Genomic DNA, 22074 nt, shown 5'->3' on the forward strand with positions numbered 1-22074 from the left:
GCGAGGGATAGACATGTATGAATTAAAAATGAAAGAAACAGATGCAAGTGTCATTGAATTTATTGAAAATGTGGACCATCCACAAAAACGAGAAGACGCCTTTCGGTTATTGGACATTTTTACAGAGGTCACAGGCTATGAAGCCAAAATGTGGGGACCGAGTATTATCGGCTTTGGTAGCTATCATTATAAATACAAAACAGGCCATGAAGGGGATGCACCCCGTGTTGGCTATTCCCCACGCAAAGCAAAAATTAGCCTGTATTTTGCCCCAGGTGATGAGCGAGAGCAGCTATTACAGCACTTTGGCAAGCACACAACGGGGAAAGCCTGCGTGTATATTAATAAGCTTGCAGATGTGGATGAAGACATCCTAAAAGCCCTTATACAACAAACCATCGACTTTGTACAAAAAAACTATCCAGATGCTTAATACTAAGAAAACTGTCTATCTCAATGTAGGCAGTTTTTTTATGGAATCACTGAAACGTATATATACAGGAGACGTCTAAAAATACTAACAAAAAAGAGGGTGTAACATTATTGCGGCCTTCATTGTATTGAAATAAAAGGAAGTGGTAAGAGCAGTGATACTAGATATTACAGAGAAGTTAAAAAAAGTAAACAGATGATATTTAGAGATAGCTAGTCCAAATGCTTTAACAGTGTCCTATTATACTACTAATGATTTTACTATTGGAATAAAGTGTCCATTTAGACTACAGGTACTTATAATGAATCGTTCAAAGCTATGCAGCCATCTGGTGCCGATATTCAATCGGGGTCAGATGGCTGAGTCATTTTAGGAAGTGTGCAACTATAATTTTTCTCCAAAAATTAATTAGAAATTTATTTTTAATGTGTATCCTTGCAAGTATGAACGGAGAGGAGCTACGTATGAAGAAATTAAAGAAATTATTGGTATACATAGGAGCATTAATCATGCTTGGAATGGTGGTTGTTTGGATCTACCATTATTATTTAGTACAGAAGGAATCTGCTATTTTACAAAATAATGGCACACTAGTAGACGTCGACGGTCATCAAATTAATGTCTATCAGGAGGGAGTTGGCGAGGACACGTATGTATTTATGGCAGGCTCAGGTATTGCAGCCCCAGTGTATGAGTTAAAGGGGCTGTACCGTAAGTTTTCACAGCACCATCAAATAGCCGTAGTGGATCGAGCTGGCTATGGTTATAGTGATGTAGCCCATGATGCAAGAGACATTGAGACAATCCTAGCGCAAACACGAGAGGCTCTGCTACAAAGTGGTCTTCAGCCTCCTTATATACTCGTACCACATTCCATTTCAGGGCTAGAAGCCATTTACTGGGCACAAAAATACCCCGAAGAAGTAAAGGGAATCATCGCGCTGGACATTGGTTTACCTAGTCAATATGTAAAGCATCCAATGGGAACCGTCGATAGATGGATGGTGAAGGGGATGAGTCTAGCAACTAGAATGGGTTTACACCGACTTCTGCCATCACAGGTCTATAATCCGCAAGTATTGAAAATGTCCTTTTTAACAGCAGAGGAAAAGAAAATGTATCAGGCATTGTCCTTTAGACAGTTTTTTAATGAGGATATGAAAAATGAGCTGTTACAGGTCTATGAAAATAGTTTACAATCAGAACAGCTTCCAAAGCCGCAAAACACGCCAATCTTGCTGATTGATGCCATTGCAGAAGACAATAAAGATTCGCAATATACGAAGCAGAAAAGGCAGGATTATGCAGACTTTGCACAGCAATTCACCTATGCACAGGTGGAAGAGGTCAGTGGCACACATAGTATTTATCTTTATCAACCCGATGAAATCTATCAACTAGCCATGATATTTATGAAAACGAATGCTGATAAGAAAGGTCGATAATATGAAAGGATTTACCATTTTAATTGTAGAAGACGATCAAATGATTGGGGATTTGCTACAAAAAATACTACAGCGAGAAGGCTATGAAGCGATTTGGAAAACAGATGGTCGAGACATTATGTCACTCATTCAGCAAGTGGATTTAGTCATTATGGATATTATGCTGCCAGGAGAGGATGGCTATCAATTAAGCAAAAATATTAAACGATTAGGCTTAAATATCCCCATTATTTTTCTATCGGCACGAAATGATATTGATAGTAAGCTAGAGGGCTTAACGGTCGGGGAGGATTATTTGACAAAGCCATTTGACCCGCGTGAGCTTTTGCTTAGGATGCAAAAAATGTTGAGCCAGCAATATGGTACATTGACGCAAATCCAGCATTTATTTATTGATGGGGAGCGGCGTAAAGTGTTTAATCAAAATCTTCATGATGAAATTGCATTGACAGCGACAGAGCGGAAAATGTTCTTTTATTTATTTGACAATCGAGACAGAGTGTTAACAAAGGATCAATTTTTCGACTATCTTTGGCCACTGGATGAACGCAATCATAATATTCTCAATGTCCATATTAAAAAGATTCGAGCAAAGTTACATGATCCAGCAGGCGGCATTGTGCAAAATATTTATGGAGAAGGGTATCGTTTGAATACCTACATCAAAAAATGACCTTAAAAACGAAATACCGTACTTTATTATTTTTGGCGATTGCTAGTGTACCAATTGTGTTATTAAGCATTAGTGTGGCTATAGCTCTTGTTTATGACAAGGTCTTTAAATTGAAAAATGAAGGCATTCCGTTTCATGAATCCTTTGCCTATCCTATTATGCTCGTAGCGTTTGTGCTGTCATTAGGACTGTTAGCATTATTATTCTCAACAACTATCCATTCTTTATTGTCAAAAATCACGATGCTCAATAAAACGATACGGGAATTAGCTAGTAATGAACGGATACCAAATACGTTAACAATTAGTAGTGAGGATGAAATAGGACAGCTTATGCAGTCTGTCAATCTCTTAATTGAGCGGACGACTTACCGAGAATTAGAGTTAGCGCAGCAGCAGGAGCTCCAAAAAGAGCTGCTGCAAAAGTTACGACATGACATCCATACGCCCTTGACGGCCATACGTTTACAGTTATTTTTTCTAGAAGATCAATTACAAGGGCAGCCGAAATTGGTGGAATCCTTAAATGCACAAATCCACTATATAACGAATTTAACAAATGCATTTCAGTTACAAGCCTTTGATACAAGTGAAAATTCCTTTGTTGTCCAGGAGGAAATCCAGCTTGCACAGCTACTAGAAACGATGATGAAGAAGTGGCGTTATTTATATCGCATGCAAAACATAGCCCTGCATTTTCACCATGACGACCCACATGCTATTTGGATTAGCAATGAATTATGGCTACAACGTTTATTTGATAATGTCTTCCAAAATACATTAAAGCATGCCCAAGCAACTAAGCTAGAGGTTTCTATAAAGAATGGTCAAGTGTTCATGTGTGATGATGGAGTCGGCTTCGAGCCTGATGCCGATTATGCAGGACTTGGGCTCAAAATTATACAGGACATTGCCAAAACATTGAACATCGACGTTTCATTACAATCAAACGACACGGGGACTTCCTTTGGCTTTGCCCAAAAGTCCCTGCAATAACAAAACAACGGCAGCCTTTGCCGTTGTTTTGTCTTAATGAGATTTTCGTTGTTGCAGTAAAAAGAGCGCAAGTCCTAGTAAAATGACGATAATGCCGATCCCTTGTTGAATAGAAATCATCTCATCTAAAATAAAATAAGCTAATATACATGTACCGATCGTTTCGCCTAAAATGCTCATCGAGATAACGGTTGTACTTAACCATTTCAATAGCCAATTAAAAATGGTTTGCCCAAAAATCGTTGCAATAACGGCTAATCCTACAAGAGACCACCAAGTGGATGCTGAATAGTCGAAGAACGATTCCTGCATAAAGAGGGCGTATACCGCTAAGAAGATGGAGCTGCTTCCATAGCCAATGATCGAATAAGGAACAAGTGATAAATCCTTGCGAACAGATTGTCCGATAAAAAAGTAGGCCGTAATAATACCTGCCGCTATAAAGGCAAGGATATCGCCATAAAGAGCTTGTCCACTAATCTGGAAATCCTGCCAGCCGATGATGAAACAACCGATAATGGCTACGCAACAGCCAACAATTGCTCCTTTAGAAAAACGTTCTTTAAATAAAAAATAGCTTCCCACTAAAGAGAATAAAGGTTGTAGTGTTACAATGACTGTTGAACTAGCCACCGATGTGTAGTTTAATGATTCAAACCATAAGACATAGTGACAGGCTAAAAATAATCCTGATAAAATGCCCAGTCCCCACTGTTTTTTGGAGAGGCTCGTCATTTCCTGTCGCAATCCCTTTTGCGCTAATAAAAAGGGGAGTAGCACTAGTAGCGCAAAAAATAATCGATAAAAGGCCGTAATGGCTGGTGGCGCATCGGCAAGCTTGACAAAAATAGCTGAAGTCGATAATGCAAAGACAGCAAAAAATAAAGAGATGTAATAAAACATGATGAACTCCTATGTATTTGTTTATAATAATAAACAAGATTAATAATATTGCCTAACCTATTATAGTGTAGTCTTCCTCAATAAAATAGGGTTTTTAGAATATCAGCACAAAACTAGAAAAATACACATTATGATAAAAAGGAGTCGTGCCATGCAGTATCATCAATTAGGACAAACCGTACTAAGTTATCGGAAGAAAAATGGTATGACCATTAGAGAGTTTGCAGATTACGCAGGCATTAGTACTTCTTTAATTAGTCAAATCGAACGTGGACAAGCGAATCCATCGTTAAGTGTGCTGGAGTTAATTGCAAAGGCTTTACATGTACCATTGTTTACACTTTTTATTCATGATATCGATACAAGTACACTTATTTCACGCAAGCACAACCGCAAAAAAATATATCGAGAAAACAAGGATCATATTGTCTATGATGTATTAACACCTGACTTTATGAAAGCTCGAATTGACATGCTCATGATGGAATTAAATCCACACGCAGTGACCACGGAAAGTCATTATTGTCACAATGATAAAGAAGAGATAGCAGTGATGATGAGGGGGCAAGGCTATGTAGAGCTAGAAGGAGAAGAGTATGAGCTATTGGAAGGGGATGTTGTGCGGATTCCGCCGAATGTTCGACATCGTTTCCTCAATAAAAGCAATGACAGCATCCACGTATTATTCGTTCTAACACCTTCATTAATATAGAATAAGCAAGGACTAGCGAAGCCTTGCTGTATTCGATACTATTCCGTTTCAAGCAAGGACTCTATTACCTGCTTTAATTGCATAATAGAGGAATGCTTGCTGTCGTTTTCATGATAAATAAAGACCGTTTCAATTACTTTATTGAGATCATCCATGTCATAAAAGTGCAGGTCAGGGCAATGATAAAGTGCCAATAATTTCGTATTTAAGACTGCAATCGTATGCTCAATTTCTAAAAAATCAAGAATACTACTAACGGATTTAATTTCTTTCATTGTGAAAGGAACTTGCTTCATTGTTAGCCATTGTGCCAATGCATGTGTATACATACAGCCTTTACTTAAGACGAGTAGTGTTACTGGCGTTCGTTGCTCAAAATCGATGACATGAGAAGGGCTTGAAATGACCTCAAATGTTTCTGACGCAATTAGATCATAGTTTAAATCGGCATACTGTTTAGTTGGATTACTAGTCAGTGCACAATCCAGCTCAGCATTATGTACTTTGTGATTTAAAGATGTACTTGATTCGACAGTGAAATCGACATCAATTGGACTATGACTCGTTTGGAGTTCGTTCATAATGGATGCACCATAAATTTTAATGGTTGTATGAGAAGTTCCAAAATGGAGGCTCGTTTGAGCAGGTCCGATCATTTGTAAAAATTCTTCATAGTTTTGGGCAACCTGTTTTAAAAATTGTAAATAATGGCTACCTACCTCCGTCAGCTTTAAACCTTGTGGTGTTCGTTTAAAGATCTCCTGTCCAATTTCACTTTCTATTTTTTTTACCTTCGAAGTTAAGGCAGATTGTGTATAATTAGTGATTTCAGCGGATTTACTTAAGTTTTGCCTTTCTAAAAGCTCTATTTTTAAGGCAATGTCTTCAATGTTCATATTGTTCGTCACACACCTATTAAATTTTTTGATAGCTGCTATCATTTTCCTCCATTTTACGTATGCTATCAGTCAACGTAAACTCTAGGTAGCGACAAGGTATACTGCATAAATAAAGCGGTATCAACCTGATGGAGGGTTAACATGCATACATATTATCAATGGGTTATTTTACTAGTGGCTACACTGTCACAGACAGCTTCAACCTTTGTCACCTATGGGATGGGGCCAGTTGCCTCTTTTTATCAAATGGAATGGCACTTAACGTCCTTTCAAACTGGACTGATTGTTTCAGCCGTCAATATAGGGCCGATTTTCTCCATGCTGTTATTTGGCTACCTTATGGATAAAAAAGGAGAAAAGCGGATTATTGGATGGGGCTCCGTTATACTGGGCCTGTCAGCCTTCCTGTTAATACCTGTGAACCATTATACGACATTGCTCCTCGTATTAATAGTTGTTGGTATCTGGTATGGTAGTGCACAAACTGGCGGCAGTACCGCTATTGTGAAGTGGTTTCCAGATAAGCATCGTGGGCTTGCTATTGGTATTCGCCAGACAGGTATCCCCATTGGTGGGGCACTTTCTTCTATTGTACTAACGTATTTATATCAACAGCACCATCTGTCCACTGTGCATTTGGTACAGGGGTTAGTGGCGATAGGTGGGGGACTTTTATTTTTACTGCTGTATCATGAACCAAAACAGCACGTAACCGTTGCCGCAAATCCTATTTCCTTTAAAGAAAAGATGATGGCTATTCAACATAATCGAGCGCTCTATCCTCTATTTTTTGTCGGCATTGTCATGATGTCCTTACAAATGGTCATCATTGCTCATTTTATGAGCTATTTACATCAAGAGGGCGGCTATACATTAACAGAGGCAGGGAGCTATTTAAGTTTGATTTTGCTGGGAGGCATGCTAGGGAGAATTGTGCTTGCTTGGCTGGGTGACCGATATTTCGCTCATAAACGTGCGTCATTGTTAGTGCTTGTCATGGTTGCCACATTTATGATGATTGGCTGTTTGCCCTTTGTCATACATGGGAAGAGCTTGATGATTATTTTTTGTGGTGTGTTTGGTTTTTTAGCACTCGGCTGGTATTCCTTATATATTACCTGTGTCACCGAGCATTCTGATCCTCAAGCTGTGGGACTTACCGTGAGTGCAGCTTTAACGATTAATCAATTTTTTATTGTCTTAGCACCAACGTTGTATGGTTTTTTAGTTGCTGTTTTCTCAAGTCATCAAATAGCCTTGGATTTCATGGCCATGTTCATCATCATTGGGGCATTTCATTTATACCGAACATCCCAAAGTAGTCTATCGTTTGAAAATTCGGTAAAATAATGGAAAATAGAAAAAGGTGGTAATGGTGAATGACCAGTTCGATTTGGATTGATGCGAAAATAGATAGCGTGTGGCAAGCGATTACAGAGGAACAACTCCTCTCGCAATGGTATGCACCAGGCTCCACCTGGGATATCCCTAAACTCGCAGATGGTGAAAAGATAACGTTTACGTTAATGCCTAATGCGCATAATCAGCTATCTGAAAAGCTACCTATGCAGCTCACGATTCAGCACGTAAAAAAACATGAGGAGTTTTCCTTTTACTTAGAGGTGCCGGAAACGTTGATTGCCATTACGCTAGTACAACAGCACGAGGGGACAACTGTAAGCATTAACTCACCAGGCTATGAGGCTTCGCTGGCTAATTTAAAGGCATTGCTGGAAGGGGGAGATATCCCTTATCAGTAGCGAACCCTACGTCTTAGGTCTTAGATAAATTTCGAGCGCAGGGTCGTATTTTAAAAGGTTGACTCCTATATAATGAAATTATTGGTAGATTATATGGTGGGAGGAAATCATGTTGAAAAAATTAGTTGGTTTAGGTGTCATAATGGGTACATCTGTATTGGTCTTATCGGGGTGTTTCTCCTTTATTCCAAACAACAAGATGCGAGAGGAAGCCATCTTGGTAGAAAAGGATAAAGTGAAAGCATTAGAGGTAGACATTGATCTAGGTGTTGGTGAACTGACAGTATCGAGCGGTGCGAAGGAATGGGTAGAGGGCAAGGCCGACTATAATATTAAAAAGCTAGCCCCACAGGTAGACTATGATGTCCACGGCGATACGGGAGAAGTGGATATTCAGCATAAAGGCTCTACAAAGCTAGGAATCTCAAATATTAAAAACACTTGGGCAATCCAACTGAATGACAGTATCCCGATGGATTTGACAGTTGAAACAGGCGCATCCCTTGCAAACCTAGATTTACAGGGGCTCCAGCTGGAAAAGCTTGATATTGATGCAGGTGTCGGTGATGTAACGGTTAATTTAGGTGGCGATTGGAAAAAGAGCTTTAAGACATCGATTGAAACGGGCGTCGGTCAAACAACCGTTATTTTACCATCAAAGGTTGGTGTCAAATTAACGACAGAGAAGGGCATCGGATCTTCAAATATAGAGGGTCTTGTATCCAAAGGCCAGGGTGTCTATGTCAACGAAGCCTATGACAAGGCAGATGTTGTGCTAGAGGTTCATTCGGAATTGGGTGTCGGAGATATTACCTTTAAATTAGATCAATAAAGGAAAATGTAGTAGGCTACTTAAAATACAGTAGTCTACTTTTTGTATGGCCAAAAAAATAAATAAAAGTGAAACCTTTTGCTTGGATAAAAGACTCTAAGTATGGAAGGAGAGGAAACAAGTATGGAACAAAGCCTTTGATCCAATAGCACAACACGTTGAAAAATTAATCATTACGCCTTATGTTTCCATTCCATCAGGAAGTGGGAGCGTTCAAATAGACGCTGATGGCAAAGAAACACATATCCCATTCAATCCATCATCCTATAAAGAAGTGAAGTTCCAACCATTTACAGTAGAAGTACCTATACAATAATAGGAGCGTCAAATACATCCTTTGTATTTGGCGCTTATTTTATGGTAGCTTTAAGAAAGTTATTGTTTTGAAGGAGCGAAAGTCGTGAAAATTTATACATACAAGCAACCAGCAGCTATCGAGTCAACAGAGGCCATCCAAATTATCAATGAAGCAGGGGAGGTATCGTCCACTGTTCAACGTGTTTATTCCAATGCTCTAAAAAAAGCATTTGACCGCACAATGGACTATCGTTATTTTGTTCGCTTTGATGTCAATGATCGCAACGGTCGACCACTTTTTACGTGTAAAAAAGTATCCCGTCGTGGGCGCGTACATTTCAGAGGCAAGGATTTGGTGTCAGGCAAAGACTATATGATTGCCTATGATGGCTGGCAAATCATGATTCCTGATTTACTGATTACAAATGGTGAACAGCAAATCAAGCTCAACAAAGAAATGGAGGGCTGGTCTGTATTTACAGTGAATGAGCAGCCTATCGCACGTTGGCAAGCTACTTTCTGTGAGACGCATTTTGACATTACGCTAGAAATTGAAGACAGTAGTCCCATCCAGGAGGAAGCCTTTTTTATTGCGATAGGACAGGCAGTATTGTTTGTGGGAGCATAAACGAATTCGAGAAAGGGCTTGATTATGTGCTGAAGATACTACCAGCGAAAGAAATTTATTTACAGGGAAACGAGCATGCCGTATTACTTTTACATTCTTTTACAAGTCATACAAGAGATATGAAGAAAGTAGCCACTTCATTACATGCACAAGGCTACACTTGCTATGCACCATTATACCGAGGACACGGTCATACCCCAGAACAGTTATTACACTATCAGGTAGACGACTGGTGGCAGGATGTAGTCAATGCCCACCAATTTTTATTGAATGAAGGCTATCAGAAAATTTCGGTCATTGGCTTATCCATCGGTGGCATTTTTACTTTAAAGCTTGCCCAATTCGAAAAGCTATCACAAATCATTGTCTTATCAGTACCAATTGATAAGGAGCCAGCGCAATTAAAACAAAGAATAATTGATTATGCTTACAATTATAAAACGATAGAGGGCAAATCAGCGTCTCAAATTTCACAGGAAATGGAGCCATTTCACCACATGGCGTTAGATGCTATGAGCGCATTTCAACAGTTTATCCAAGCAACGATGCAGCAGCTTGATAGAATTACCGTTCCTATCGCTATCTACTACGGTGAACGCGACGATGCATCGTATGCACAAAGCGCTGAAACGATTTATCAACATGTTCACTCTTCCACTAAGCAGAAGAGGGGCTTTAAAAACGCTAAACATTTGATGACATTAGGCCGGGATCAAGATGAAATCATACAGGAGATAATAGATTTTTTGGAATAAATGCTAATGGAGGAATGTTGCAGGACAAGCATTCTGGAGACCAAGAGGTGTTAGGATAAAACCAATAGATGCACCCAATCGTTAGGGAAAATCTAATGACTGAGGTGCATGTTTCTTTCTAAATTAAAGGATCTTTTGTTTTTGTTTCTCCAGTTGGATTCTTTCGTATTCCACCTCTAATTCTCTGTGTTTAATCAAATACTCTTTTTTTATTTGATACACCTTAATCACACTGAAAATCGCAATAATAAAGGCAAATACAAGCATTAATAATTGTATATTTGAGAAATACAAAAAAACACCTCACTTTCTTTATATATTATACATTTATCTGGATATTATGTATAATGAAGTTAATATTACATTATCCATTAATGTAATATTTTAACATAAATAAATAAAACAAGGAGGTTTGCTGTGATGAAGAAGCTTCAATTTTTTATTTGTGGTTTGATTGTTACGTTGATTGTTGCTACAATTTTTCCGAATTTTGCGAATGCTAATGAATTTGGACGTAAAGAAAGTGCTTTAGCCGAATCCATCTACTATAATTTGGCTACACAAACATTAGAGTTTGATGAAGAAGCTGCCCAGGAATTATATCATTTCTCAGATGAAGAATTAAATTATTACGAATCTCTCGAATCACTATCTCCTAATGAGGTTCACCATAAACTTTTAACCTTTGGGCTAGACATGGAAAATTACGATGGTACAATCCTTTATAAAGAGAATGAAGATGGAGAAGTAACACCATATGCTGTTATAGCATGGCTTGCCGGAATTGGTTTGGTTTCTTTCATAGGCTATTTCTTCTGGGACCGATACTTGACACATAAAGAAAAAATGAATTACATGAATAAATGCTTTGCACAGGGTGGCAACCCCATCATTGACTCAAGAGATGATGCTGGTTTAAATGGACAAACCAATGCGACGGAGGCTAGAAAAATAGGTGGTTATAATTTTGCTTGCCAAAAACCATAACCTTCGATGGAATGGGCAACTCGTCGAAAAAATGACGAAACGAATGTGAGAGCCCTTCAAAATCTGAATTTTGAACAGTAAAGACAACAGCCTTTCTGAATAGAAGGGCTGTTGTCATAGTGTTGAAAAACAAAACCATCAATAGCATTTTTGTGAAAGGTGAGAGGTGAAAAAGGATTTTCGTTGCAGGCTACTTGCTTTTTCTTGTGGGCGAGCGCCGAGCCGCTTCGTGCAGGGGATCGCCTGTCTCGCTATCCCACGGGAGTCAAGTAGCCTTCCACTTCAACCCACAAAAATGGTACCTTTTTAGCAAAGGTTTTCAACTAAAGTGAAAGTATTCATTACTCTTTATGGAAGGGTATTGTCACTCATCACTTCTCCACATGGAAAATAAGAGCCTATCCTTTCTCTCATCATACAAATAATGGGCTATTTTGTTCACTACGGCTCATCGGACGCCCCCTGGAAAGGACGCTGGCGGAGCGGAAATCACCCGCTCACCTTGCTAAAGATTCTTTTTCTGCTATTGACATCACCTTTTTTCAACAACAATAACAACAGCCCTTCTGATATAGAAGGGCTGTTGTTATTTAGATTTCCACGATTTCATTCGCTAATTTTTGTCGGCTAATCCAATAGCCTTGGATCGTAAAGACAATAAGTGTTGCTATTAAGAAGGCGCTGCTTGTTATGCCTAATGTTAAGTAGTCATAGGACATCGGAGAGCTTTCATCAATGAATCCCAGCATTCTTGTTAAAATAAGTCCAATAAACGTGCCGACAGTGAGGCCATATAGCACAAACGATAGGACTTGCGTCAAAATAAGTTTTATTAAACCATTTGGTGATAAGCCTATCAATCGTTGAATGACATAGTCACTACGTTTGGTATAAATGGTATGCAGTAATGTTTGCAGTACACCAAGGACAGTAGCGACAATTAATAGTACAAAGACGCCGACAAATAGGCTCCAACGTTGGAAGAACATTTCACGGGACTGCTCCATCATGGTCACTTTATCCGTAAATTTCAAGGCTGGCCAGCGCTCTTCTAAGAATGACAAGTCAGACAATGCTTGCTCAGGGTTAGTCGTTTCGACCATAATGTCTTCAATGATTGTGTGGTCCTGAGAAGTGAGGAAGGATGACCAATCCACGATTAATTCTGCGTAGTGAAGAGGTGCATCAATAATTCCTATAATTTGTAATTCACCTGTTGGCCGATCCTGCTGTGCAGCAACATCATAGGAGCCTATTGTAATACGATCACCAACCGATAAATGATGACGATTCGCCAAGCTTTTTGTCACTAACAGTCCATCCTGTAAAGGGCCCTCGATTTTTGGCAACTTCCCTAATTGTCCAAATTTCTCGATATCAATGGTTGTATAGTTCTCTGGTAGCCATTCATCGCCGAGTTGCAGGGCAATGTACGCATTATTACTTTGTGCATAAGCATACTGCACGCTTGGCAAGGCCTCCATTTCCTTAATAACTGCGGGTGTAAGGGTTGGATCATTTAATTCATTATTGATTTTTACAGCGGTTTCGTATTGTGATTCGGTGAAGGCTAGGTCATTATGCTGTAACGTTTTCATTAACGAGCTACCAAAGGTTAAAATGACCATTAACCCAATAATGCTGAGCACAATCGGCCTATTTTTGCGTACTTGTGGCATGACTTGCTGGCACGCTAAATAGGCTTCCTTGCCAAGCACTGCACGAATCGGCTTTAATGCAACCTGAAGGAGGGCTGTAAACAGATAGGGGATGAATAACAGTAAAATCCCACAAATCAATAGTGTTCCGATTAAAATCAATAGTGCTCCTTGATTGCTTCCTGTTCCTGTCAGTTGTGCTTGCAACAAAAACAAAACAGCGATAATTCCTCCAATGCCGACCATGATCGTTTTCCATTTGGTCCAACGAAGACGTAAATTTTCATTGTCTGTTGCGATTTGTAATGGCAATAATCTGGCACTTTTTGCTACTTGCCATTGTGTCATTACCTGAAGAATCAAGAAGCTCGAAAGCGCGATCACAATCACAAAAGGAAGAGGAAGCTCTGTTCTAGCATTTGGTAAATGTAAGAGGCTAATCAATTGTGGTAGCCAAATTTTTATGACCAGTAAGCTCATCGTTGTTCCGAGCATAACCCCAAAGCAAATAATAAGTGATAATTGTAGTTTGACAATGCGCCTAACTTGCTGCACTGATGCACCGAGAGCACGTAAAATCATCAGCTGTTCTTTAATTTTATAAAATAATAGCTGGAAAGTGGACAGTAATAAAACACTTGCAATGAGTAAAATAAAGACAGCTAGGACAATCATAAAAATCATTAAGCTTTGTAAATTTCTTTTAAACAAATCATAATCACTCATGACATCTACACGAAGAGTTTCATCAAGTTGCTTGATCTCTGTGCCAACTGCCTTAGCAAGCCCATCCTCTGTTTTAATAAGTGCAAACATACCAGCAGTTTGTGGCTGACTATTATTCATCCATGTTTTCACAATGGTATTTGGCAACAATATGATATTAGGGCTATCCGTACCTTTCATCGTTGGTAAAATTTCTCGGACAATAAAATTCTTCGTTTGAATATGAATGGTGTCTCCGACGTTCTTCTTGAAAATACGTGCCACATTTTCTGAAATAATGGCATCGTTCGGACCAAGATTCATCTCGAAATGATAGCGGCTTTTCACAAGGTCATCATTTTCTACGCCAACGGTATAAAAGGTTGTGCTTTTTTCTTGCTCAACCTTTGTGTGAGCTAAAGATACATTAGACACTTGGGTGACACCTGCTAGGCTGGAAAGTAACTCTATTTGTTGTGTCGTTAACAGCTGATGTTGATCTGGATTATAGCCGACCATTATATCCATTTCTCCGTACAAGGCTTGGATGTCAGCCTTCATTTGATTATGGGCGTTTAAAGCGTAGACACTCATCGTCATCACAAGGCAAATGGAGATGGTTATAATGCTAATACTCGTTAGGACATTTGCCCAAGCGGCACGAAAAAGTTTTAGGGCAACGGCACGCATTGTAAACATTATCGCTCCCCCCTCGTAGCCTGCTTAAATTTCATTAAAATACAATCCAAATCCTCTTCATTTCGCTGGTTTTGATAGGAGTCTACAATCGCACCGTCATGGAAGAACAACACCCGATTGGCATAGGTAGCAACATAAGGGTCATGAGTGACAAGTAAAATCGTTTGTTGACTCTTTTTTTGAAGCTCAACAAGCAACTCCAATATCTCATCCGTCGTATTGACGTCCAGCGCTCCTGTTGGCTCATCAGCTAGCAAAATAGGCGGATTTGCGATAATGGCACGAGCAATAGCAACCCGTTGCTTTTGTCCTCCGGATAGCTCATGTGGTCGATGCTTTGCCCAAGCGCCGATTTTCAGTTTTTCCATCATGTGCTGCACGCGCACTTTAATGTCCTTACTAGCAACATCATTTAAAATAAGGGGGAGTGCAATATTATCTTCCACGGATAAATCTTTTAACAGATGAAAGGATTGGAAGATAAAGCCGATATTTTCTTTACGAAATTGCGATGCTTTGGGCTCTTGATATATATCCTGAGCCTCCTGACCAAATAAAAATAATGCCCCGTCTGTTGGTTCATCAATCGCACTAATCATATTCAGTAGGGTACTTTTACCAGAGCCGCTTGTCCCCATAATGGCCACCATCTCTCCTTGATAAATGGTGCAGTGGATATTTTTTAAGGCGTTCACGGTGTGATGCTTTTGCTGATAAATTTTGGACATCCCTTCAACACGTAACACTTCCGTTAAACGTCCTTCAGGGATGGGTATTGCATTAATGACTTCTTTCAACGGATTGAACCCACTCATCAAGATATGCCCCCTTTAATTGTTGTCGTAATGCTTGCAAGCCACGGCGAATATGTGTTTTGACGGTGCCTTCAGGGCATTGTAAAATCGCTGCAATATCCTTGACGGAGTAGTCCTGATAAAATCGTAGCAATAACACCGTTTTATACTTTTCCTCAAGCTGGCAAAGAGCCTGCCATAAATCCAGCTCTTCCTCGATATATGTAGGAGATGTACTTTTTAAATCCTCTAAGGTTTGTGGTTCGACAAGCTGAACCTTCTTTTTCTTGGCTATATAGGTTTTACAGCAATTGATCATAATGCGGGTTAGCCAAGTGGTAAAATAGTGCGGCTCCTTTAATTGTGCTAAGCCCTCAAAGGCTCGAATAATCGTTTGCTGAAAAACTTCTACGGCGTCGTTTTCATTTTGTACATAGACATAAGCCATACGATAAAGCTTATGCTGCTCCAGCTCAATTAGCTGATAAAACGCTTGCTCATCGCCATGTTGGGCTAAGGCTACAAGAGATTGTTGCGTGGTTGTAATGAAAATCGCCTCCTTTTCGACTATTAGACTCGGCAAGTCGTCATTTCGATTCAAGTTTTTTATTTTTAGGAAGAAACTTAATAAGCATACCCATTTAATAGAAGGTTATCAATTTACTGCTATAATGATAGTGGTTTAATCGAAAAAAAGGAGTGAGTTTATGAGCAAAAAACCTATTTATGTTGAGATAGACATCCAGGCTCCTATAGAAAAAGCATGGGATTATACACAAAAACCACAGCTGCATGAGCAATGGGATTTACGTTTTACATCCATACATATATACCGAAAAGAGCACCTGAGGAGCCACAGCGTTTTACCTATGAAACGAAGGTCATACCAGGTTTACAGGTTAGTGGCTGGGGAGAAAGCAAGGGGGAGCATCATAAAGAAAATGGCATCATTGACCGCTTCGCATCGGATGACGATATTGGGGATTCCTTTTTTACAAATTGATTATCATATTGAAAGAAATAAGGTAGATTGGCAGGAAATGACTAGTTCAAACGAGAAGGTCCTTATAGAGTCAACTAAAAAGGAGTGATGGTTTGCGTTTAACAAAAGGAATTACTGGTTTTGATGCCGAGCATTTAATCGAGCAGGATATGCGTACGTTTCAGTCAATGGTGTACCATTTAGTGACAAGTGAACAGCGAGCAAAAGTAAGACAATTTATCGATGAACCTCCCTTTGTCTACATGCAGGCAATGGTGGACTTAGATGGGGAGAAGCTGACAATTCTTCATCATCGATATATGCCCTATATTGCGTTTGCGAAGCAGAATGAGGAGCTTCCCTTTACATTTTTATCAAAGCCTCGGCTACACAAATATTTCCCCATGCGTAAATGCTTAGAAGCGACTACTCTTATGACATTACTATCAAAGGATCAGGCTTTACATAGCTTATCAGTGACGGAATGGCAGTACATCGCTTATTTTAATAGCCAAACGATTGGCGACGTTATGTTTAATGCTTGGGATTGATTGTAGTCCAATATACTCAAGACGAAAGATGCTATAAAAAACACTATATTGACCAAGTTATTTCTGGAAATCTAGTAAAAATTCCTAAAGCCACCAATCCTTCTTGTTAAATGGTAGATTACTATTTATGGAATAGATATGGAAAATAAGGAGTTTTTGCAGATGAAGTTCAAAACAATCAGTCGACGCATTGTTTTTTCCTTTAGTATTGTCATCGCCATCATGATAGGCTACATTGCGTACAACTATTATGCCATCACACAAAGCAACAATGCGACAGAACAAATTGTTCAGCAAGAATTACAATTATTAATTGCAGATTTTGAGCAAGCACAAACAATCGATTTAAGAATAGCGGCAGTTAGAGGCTATGTACTGTCTGGTAATGAAAAATATAAAGAGATTTTCCAAGATAATGTGGCGAAGGCAGCCGACAACGAGGAAAAACGATCAGCACTCACAACCTCAGGTGAATTCGGGAAATATGCGCAAATGGCAAAGGAATGGAATCGTTATATTGAACAACAAGTATTTGCAGTATATGACAAGGGTCAAACCGAGCTTGCTATCCAAAATTTAACGAAAATGGATGACACGGCAACCGCGATTCGTGAGGGCTATGAAGGGTTAGCGGCGCAACGAAAGCAAGCCATTAATGAGGTAGGCACGGACATGATTGCTGCTGGTGAAAATAAACAGCTAATTGCGATTGTCGTAGGTATTTTCATTGTCCTGCTAGCCGTGATGATTGAACTACTAAGTGCCCGTGGTATTTCAAGACCCATTATTACATTAACAGAGCGTATGCAACGAATGACGAAGGGGGATTTAAGCGAGCCCCCTTTACCTATTCAATCAACGGATGAAGTGGGCCAGTTGATGGAAGCGACCAACACAATGGCAGATATTTTAAATCAACTCTTGAAACATATTCAAACAGTGTCGGATGAGGTAGCGGCTCACAGTGAGGAGCTTTTGCAGTCAACCACGGAGGTAAAAGCAGGTACAGAACAAGTTGCCCATACTGTTACAGAAATCGCCAGCGGTACAGAACGACAGGCAAACCATGCAGCAGATGTCGCTTCCTCCATAAACGACTTTGCTGTCAAAGTAACGACTGTTCATGACGGCAGTAAAGACGTTCAACAATATTCGCAGGAAGTCAAAGCTTTAACAGAAGAAGGTAGAGATGCCATGACCTCTTCCACAAAGCAAATGGAAGCGATTCAGCAGATGGTAAAGGACGCGGTGGATCAAGTAACTGTTTTCAGTAAACAAACACAAAAAATTTCTAAGCTTGTAGCGGTCATTCAAAATATTGCGGCACAGACAAATTTATTAGCACTGAACGCAGCGATTGAAGCGGCCCGAGCTGGGGAACAAGGAAAGGGCTTTGCAGTAGTAGCCGACGAGGTTCGCGCATTAGCCGAGCAGGTGGCCTTCTCCGTTGATGATATTACAGCTATCGTAAGAGCTATTCAGGATGATTCAAGTACAGTGACCTCCTCATTAGAGCAAGGCTATGGAGAAGTAGAAAAAGGCACAGCGCAAATTGCCACGACCAATACAACATTCTATCGTATTGCAGATGCGATCGATGCCATTGCAGCAAGCATTAATGGGATGTCCTCCGATTTACACGGGGTTGTTCACAATACTGTCACGATTCACCAATCTGTCGATGATATTGCGGCTGTCTCAGAGCAGTCAGCGGCAGGTATTCAGGAAACATCGGCGACCATTGAGCAGGCTGCAAGCTCTATGGAGGAAATGAAACATAGTGCCGAGCATTTAGCAGAAATGGCCGAACAATTAAATGGCCTCATTCGTCGCTTCAAACTATAGAAAATTGCGCTTGATTTCAAACTTCCAACACATTTACGCTGTATACTATTGCATTGGAAGGTGGAATCATTTTGAGAAAATATTTACTTTTATTATTAATGAGTACTTTATTCATGGCACCAGTTGCCTATGCCCATACGATGGATAAAAGTACACTATTCACAGATGTCCCTGAAACAGCCTCTAATATTCAGGACATTATGGTATTACACAGTATCGGGCTTCTTGGGTACAATGGCAAAGATATGGCCTTAAACCCAACAGACAACTTATCACGCAAGGATTTTGCAGGCTGGGTAGGTGGCTTCTTTGGCCTAGCAGGATCGACTGTAGATGAGCTAGCACAAGCAGCACAAAAAGAGGATTACGTTTCTTCCTTAGAGGGGGACCTTACGTACAAAGAAATTAATACTGCCCTTTTTCATCATAAACTAGAGCTAGCGAATCCAGATGCGACCATGACAAAAGAGGAGTACATTGCGTTCTTAACAGAGAACCTAACATTTGATATGGGTGGTCATACGCTTATTCAAATGGGCGGCTTTGCAGAAGGACCAACAGGTACTATTGAAGATGTCGTAACAGGTGACGAAACAGGCATCATCATTGGTGGTAAAACATACATGCTGTCAGGACACCCGCGCATCTTTGCTGATTCAACAGATGCCAAAAACTGGGTAGGTCAACAACTGGAACGCTCTATTTTCACAACAGCAGGAGATCATCATCATGGTCATGACGGTGGTCAAGAAGAAAGTCACGGGGATCATGCCGAAGGGCACGGCGACAGCCATGAACACGAAGCAGCAGCCTCGAATGAAGCTACTCTACAATATGTGCAAATTAGCTCCGCACAAGTAGCAAAAGAGGACGCCAAAGAAGTGCAGTCATCGAATGCCACGCCAAAAGAACAACAAACAACTGCAGCAGATGACACAACATCCAACTCAAATACAGTATGGATGATTGCCATCCTAGTAGTCCTAGCAGCCATTTTCGCCTTTGTTTTTGTGAAACGAAAAAAATAAAACAAATTTTAAGAACCAGCAATGATCGAGGAAATTCGGTTATTGTTGGTTTTTTTTACAGGAAATGATTGCTATAATAAAGTAAAGTGCGGATAGTAAGCTAACATGATTTCATAGCATGATTCGCACCAAAAATATTGATGGAAATGCCGCTTGGACAGAACTATATTGGTTATTAATACCTATTTTTTATTTATAAACATTAATATTAAGGATATTTTGTTGAGAATTTATTTATTTTCGCAGTCACTCTCTGTATAGAGAGTGTGGATTGAAATCTCCTGCCCCTCGTAACTGCCTAAGTGAGTCCGTCACTTACTGCATAAAAAGTGTGCTATTCTTTAAAACTAAATAACCATCACAGATAAATAAAAAAGGTGAACAGCAACAGGTGGGGTCAGTTGACCTACAATCGCTGTTCATTTTTTATTCCCCAAAACCGTACACATTCATTAAAATGTCAAACCTTTCATGTGAATGCATGCATATTGCAGCAATTTTGCACAAAATTGAATAACCCTAAGCATGTTCGGTATATAAATAGGGTACGATCATTTTTTAGGCTAAGGAGTGTGCAAATGGCTGTACTTGTGGTGAAGAGGAGTATTATGCATCGGTATCAAAGTATCGGGCAGGCAATTGAAGAGGCAATGCCTGGCGATATGATTGAGATTCGGGATGGAATTTATGAGGAGAGCTTGGATATTTCCAAGCGGCTGACGTTGTATGGGGTTGGGAATGTGACCATCAAGGGTGGCGTTTTTATTCGCTATCAAACCCATGTGGATATGCGGAATTTACGGTTTCGGCAAGGTCAGGGGCTATATATCAAAGGGGATTTACAGTTAGAAAATTGTATTATTGAGGAGCAATTGATTCGGACACAGATGATGGTGAGCTATGGTAGTTTGCTGATGAAAAATTGTGCTGTGCTGGCGACATCGCTAAATCATTTTGGGCTACGGGTGGCAAATGGTTCAAGTGTGATCCTCGTTGACACGACATTTGAGCATCATGTGAAGGCCCAAATCATTGCCCAAAATTGTGAGCTGACGTTGACGAATTGTCTGCTGCTGGAGGGGAAAAAGCATGGTATTTTTGCCATTCGTCATGTGAAGCTGGTGCTGGAGGACTGTGAGATTCATGGGCATGCCAAGGCACAAATTATTGCAGCAGCGAGTGAAATGGCTATGACGAATTGTCTGGTTCATCAGGGGCAATGGGTAGGAATTCAGCTATTTGATGGCACAACTTTGCGGATGGATGGCTGTGAAATAAAAGAGCATCTCGATACGAATATGGTTGTCCACCGCAGTGAGCTAATGATCGCTGATTCAATCTTTTCAGATGGGCAAGGTCACGGTCTTTACCTTGGTGAAAAAACGGAAGCGAAGTTATATGATTGCCAATTTTATCGACATGTGAAGGCACAGATTCTGATTGAAAATAGCCAGGTAGAATTTCGTAAATGCCACATTCGAAATGGCATGGCTGTGGGTGTAGCGATTGTCGACGAAGCAGATGTTTCGTTGACGGAATGTCAAATTCAAAATCATCAGCAATTCCATATCATTGTGGATGCCAGTGGACTTCAGCTTCGTCAATCTACCATTCAATTCGGACAATCGGGTGGTATTTATGGCAATGATCATGCCAAGATTATGATGCAACATACAATGATTCGAGAGCTGCAAAGCCATCACATCTATATAAACAATGCCCGTTTGTTTACACAGTATTGTACCTTTGAACAAATGCAAGGAAATGGCATTACTTGTATTGATGCCATTTTTGAAGTAGCCCATAGCTATTTTAAAGACGGTCAAGAAAGTCCTTATGTCATGATTTGGTCAGATCAATCAATGGGACGTATTGAACATTGTACGGTGGATGAGGCAGCTCGACCATTTTTAGCATTGTCCAATAAATCATTAATGGAGATGCGTCATACGGATATTCATGCAGTAAAGGCTCCGGCTGTGGTCCAGGAAAATAGTCAATTATTTGTGCAAGGGCAAGTTCATACAGGGACATGGCAAAAGGATGCAGCGTCCAAGGTTTCCTCAATTGAGGGTATGCAGGTGATGAAAGACCATAAGATAGAAATCACGAAACATGATATTAAAAAAATAATATAAAAGCCGATTATACAAATAAGATAAGTAGTTTCAATTTTGAAATTACTTTTTTTATGGAATGGAGAAAATAGGTTTTATTCATGTGAAAAGTGGGTAAAGGAATATGTTTGCACAGTTGAAAAACCTTGAGTTTGTGCAAAAGAACACGATAATTCGACAAAATGCATGATTATTTTTATAATAGAATAGATGTCATCCTGCGATTTCTGTAATATTTTGAATATTTTAATGGAAAAGCTATACAATTCCTTGTAAAAGTTATGATGAAAATAATAAAGTATAAATGAAATGTAAAAAAATTATTAAGTAATAATCGATAAGAGATTGATTATTTACGATGTTTTATCCTATAATT

20 protein-coding genes and 1 pseudogene are annotated in these 22074 nt (G+C 39.7%); 16 read left to right on the forward strand and 5 right to left on the reverse strand.

Annotated elements, in window-relative coordinates; all coding sequences use genetic code 11:
- Positions 1 to 13 precede the first annotated feature (13 nt).
- From CRI88_RS10755 to CRI88_RS10770, 4 genes are all read left to right on the forward strand, one after another.
- A complete protein-coding gene (locus CRI88_RS10755) occupies positions 14 to 433 on the forward strand; it encodes a DUF1801 domain-containing protein (RefSeq protein ID WP_036129019.1) in 420 nt (139 codons plus the stop codon).
- A gap of 464 nt (positions 434 to 897) precedes the next feature.
- Positions 898 to 1878 carry an alpha/beta hydrolase gene (locus CRI88_RS10760; protein WP_089932299.1) on the forward strand — a complete coding sequence of 327 codons (981 nt, stop codon included), beginning with the start codon at positions 898 to 900 and terminating at the stop codon, positions 1876 to 1878.
- Position 1879: 1 nt separating this feature from the next.
- Positions 1880 to 2551: a response regulator transcription factor gene (locus CRI88_RS10765; RefSeq protein WP_101966595.1), complete on the forward strand. Its 672-nt coding sequence runs from the start codon at positions 1880 to 1882 to the stop codon at positions 2549 to 2551.
- Entirely contained in the window at positions 2548 to 3546 is a 999-nt protein-coding gene (locus CRI88_RS10770; RefSeq protein ID WP_101966596.1) for a sensor histidine kinase, read from the forward strand. The genes CRI88_RS10765 and CRI88_RS10770 overlap by 4 nt, the downstream gene beginning before the upstream one ends.
- Positions 3547 to 3579: 33 nt before the next feature.
- Here CRI88_RS10770 and CRI88_RS10775 read toward each other — a convergent pair whose 3' ends face one another.
- Positions 3580 to 4449, reverse strand: a complete 870-nt coding sequence (locus CRI88_RS10775) for a DMT family transporter (RefSeq protein WP_101966597.1) — start codon at positions 4447 to 4449, stop codon at positions 3580 to 3582.
- A gap of 151 nt (positions 4450 to 4600) precedes the next feature.
- Between CRI88_RS10775 and CRI88_RS10780 the strand changes: the two genes are divergently transcribed.
- A complete protein-coding gene (locus CRI88_RS10780; protein WP_036128998.1) occupies positions 4601 to 5161 on the forward strand; it encodes an XRE family transcriptional regulator in 561 nt (186 codons plus the stop codon).
- A 38-nt stretch (positions 5162 to 5199) separates the two neighbouring features.
- On the opposite strand, the gene CRI88_RS10785 is transcribed toward CRI88_RS10780, so the two are convergent.
- A complete protein-coding gene (locus CRI88_RS10785; protein WP_101966775.1) occupies positions 5200 to 6057 on the reverse strand; it encodes a LysR family transcriptional regulator in 858 nt (285 codons plus the stop codon).
- A gap of 144 nt (positions 6058 to 6201) precedes the next feature.
- On the opposite strand from CRI88_RS10785, the gene CRI88_RS10790 reads away from it, so the two are divergent.
- From CRI88_RS10790 to CRI88_RS10815, 6 genes are all read left to right on the forward strand, one after another.
- Positions 6202 to 7410 (forward strand): MFS transporter, encoded by a 1209-nt coding sequence (locus CRI88_RS10790; RefSeq protein ID WP_036128996.1) that lies wholly within the window; start codon positions 6202 to 6204, stop codon positions 7408 to 7410.
- Positions 7411 to 7439: 29 nt separating this feature from the next.
- Positions 7440 to 7820 (forward strand): SRPBCC domain-containing protein, encoded by a 381-nt coding sequence (locus CRI88_RS10795; protein WP_036128994.1) that lies wholly within the window; start codon positions 7440 to 7442, stop codon positions 7818 to 7820.
- Positions 7821 to 7929: 109 nt separating this feature from the next.
- Entirely contained in the window at positions 7930 to 8652 is a 723-nt protein-coding gene (locus CRI88_RS10800) for a toast rack family protein (RefSeq protein ID WP_230594005.1), read from the forward strand.
- A 400-nt stretch (positions 8653 to 9052) separates the two neighbouring features.
- Positions 9053 to 9577, forward strand: coding sequence for a tubby C-terminal domain-like protein (locus tag CRI88_RS10805; protein ID WP_036128993.1), 525 nt, complete (start codon positions 9053 to 9055; stop codon positions 9575 to 9577).
- A 26-nt stretch (positions 9578 to 9603) separates the two neighbouring features.
- Positions 9604 to 10332 (forward strand): alpha/beta hydrolase, encoded by a 729-nt coding sequence (locus CRI88_RS10810; protein ID WP_231745129.1) that lies wholly within the window; start codon positions 9604 to 9606, stop codon positions 10330 to 10332.
- A gap of 420 nt (positions 10333 to 10752) precedes the next feature.
- Complete coding sequence (locus CRI88_RS10815; protein ID WP_036128987.1) at positions 10753 to 11319, forward strand: hypothetical protein; 567 nt, start codon at positions 10753 to 10755, stop codon at positions 11317 to 11319.
- A 590-nt stretch (positions 11320 to 11909) separates the two neighbouring features.
- Here the strand turns inward: CRI88_RS10815 and CRI88_RS10820 are convergent.
- Genes CRI88_RS10820 through CRI88_RS10830 form a run of 3 tightly spaced genes read right to left on the reverse strand, consistent with a single transcriptional unit; the run spans position 11910 to position 15776 of the window.
- Positions 11910 to 14381 (reverse strand): ABC transporter permease, encoded by a 2472-nt coding sequence (locus CRI88_RS10820; protein ID WP_058843068.1) that lies wholly within the window; start codon positions 14379 to 14381, stop codon positions 11910 to 11912.
- Complete coding sequence (locus tag CRI88_RS10825) at positions 14381 to 15109, reverse strand: ABC transporter ATP-binding protein (RefSeq protein WP_058843201.1); 729 nt, start codon at positions 15107 to 15109, stop codon at positions 14381 to 14383. The genes CRI88_RS10820 and CRI88_RS10825 overlap by 1 nt, the downstream gene beginning before the upstream one ends.
- Positions 15110 to 15161: 52 nt before the next feature.
- The gene (locus CRI88_RS10830; RefSeq protein WP_283778132.1) at positions 15162 to 15776 is read right to left on the reverse strand and encodes a sigma-70 family RNA polymerase sigma factor; all 615 of its coding nucleotides are present in this window, start codon (positions 15774 to 15776) and stop codon (positions 15162 to 15164) included.
- Positions 15777 to 15882: 106 nt separating this feature from the next.
- On the opposite strand from CRI88_RS10830, the pseudogene CRI88_RS10835 reads away from it, so the two are divergent.
- From CRI88_RS10835 to CRI88_RS10855, 5 genes and pseudogenes are all read left to right on the forward strand, one after another.
- Positions 15883 to 16121: pseudogene (locus CRI88_RS10835) on the forward strand (DoxX-like family protein); the annotation flags it as partial.
- Positions 16122 to 16270: 149 nt separating this feature from the next.
- Positions 16271 to 16708 (forward strand): hypothetical protein, encoded by a 438-nt coding sequence (locus CRI88_RS10840; RefSeq protein ID WP_058843070.1) that lies wholly within the window; start codon positions 16271 to 16273, stop codon positions 16706 to 16708.
- Positions 16709 to 16870: 162 nt separating this feature from the next.
- Positions 16871 to 18553, forward strand: a complete 1683-nt coding sequence (locus tag CRI88_RS10845) for a methyl-accepting chemotaxis protein (protein ID WP_058843071.1) — start codon at positions 16871 to 16873, stop codon at positions 18551 to 18553.
- A 71-nt stretch (positions 18554 to 18624) separates the two neighbouring features.
- Entirely contained in the window at positions 18625 to 19581 is a 957-nt protein-coding gene (locus CRI88_RS10850) for a hypothetical protein (protein ID WP_058843072.1), read from the forward strand.
- Between the two features lie 608 nt (positions 19582 to 20189).
- Positions 20190 to 21719 (forward strand): right-handed parallel beta-helix repeat-containing protein, encoded by a 1530-nt coding sequence (locus tag CRI88_RS10855; protein WP_257982888.1) that lies wholly within the window; start codon positions 20190 to 20192, stop codon positions 21717 to 21719.
- The last annotated feature ends 355 nt before the right edge of the window (positions 21720 to 22074 follow it).

Source organism: Lysinibacillus fusiformis (genome assembly GCF_002845985.1).
Lineage (GTDB): Bacteria > Bacillota > Bacilli > Bacillales_A > Planococcaceae > Lysinibacillus > Lysinibacillus fusiformis_D.

Coding starts and splice junctions, on each gene's coding strand:
- CRI88_RS10800 (WP_230594005.1), top strand. CDS start 7,930: ATGTTGAAAAAATTAGTTGGTTTAGGTGTCATAATGGGTACATCTGTA.
- CRI88_RS10795 (WP_036128994.1), top strand. CDS start 7,440: ATGACCAGTTCGATTTGGATTGATGCGAAAATAGATAGCGTGTGGCAA.
- CRI88_RS10790 (WP_036128996.1), top strand. CDS start 6,202: ATGCATACATATTATCAATGGGTTATTTTACTAGTGGCTACACTGTCA.
- CRI88_RS10825 (WP_058843201.1), bottom strand. CDS start 15,109: ATGTCCAAAATTTATCAGCAAAAGCATCACACCGTGAACGCCTTAAAA.
- CRI88_RS10815 (WP_036128987.1), top strand. CDS start 10,753: ATGAAGAAGCTTCAATTTTTTATTTGTGGTTTGATTGTTACGTTGATT.
- CRI88_RS10780 (WP_036128998.1), top strand. CDS start 4,601: ATGCAGTATCATCAATTAGGACAAACCGTACTAAGTTATCGGAAGAAA.
- CRI88_RS10755 (WP_036129019.1), top strand. CDS start 14: ATGTATGAATTAAAAATGAAAGAAACAGATGCAAGTGTCATTGAATTT.
- CRI88_RS10785 (WP_101966775.1), bottom strand. CDS start 6,057: ATGAACATTGAAGACATTGCCTTAAAAATAGAGCTTTTAGAAAGGCAA.
- CRI88_RS10765 (WP_101966595.1), top strand. CDS start 1,880: ATGAAAGGATTTACCATTTTAATTGTAGAAGACGATCAAATGATTGGG.
- CRI88_RS10775 (WP_101966597.1), bottom strand. CDS start 4,449: ATGTTTTATTACATCTCTTTATTTTTTGCTGTCTTTGCATTATCGACT.
- CRI88_RS10845 (WP_058843071.1), top strand. CDS start 16,871: ATGAAGTTCAAAACAATCAGTCGACGCATTGTTTTTTCCTTTAGTATT.
- CRI88_RS10855 (WP_257982888.1), top strand. CDS start 20,190: ATGCATCGGTATCAAAGTATCGGGCAGGCAATTGAAGAGGCAATGCCT.
- CRI88_RS10770 (WP_101966596.1), top strand. CDS start 2,548: ATGACCTTAAAAACGAAATACCGTACTTTATTATTTTTGGCGATTGCT.
- CRI88_RS10760 (WP_089932299.1), top strand. CDS start 898: ATGAAGAAATTAAAGAAATTATTGGTATACATAGGAGCATTAATCATG.
- CRI88_RS10820 (WP_058843068.1), bottom strand. CDS start 14,381: ATGTTTACAATGCGTGCCGTTGCCCTAAAACTTTTTCGTGCCGCTTGG.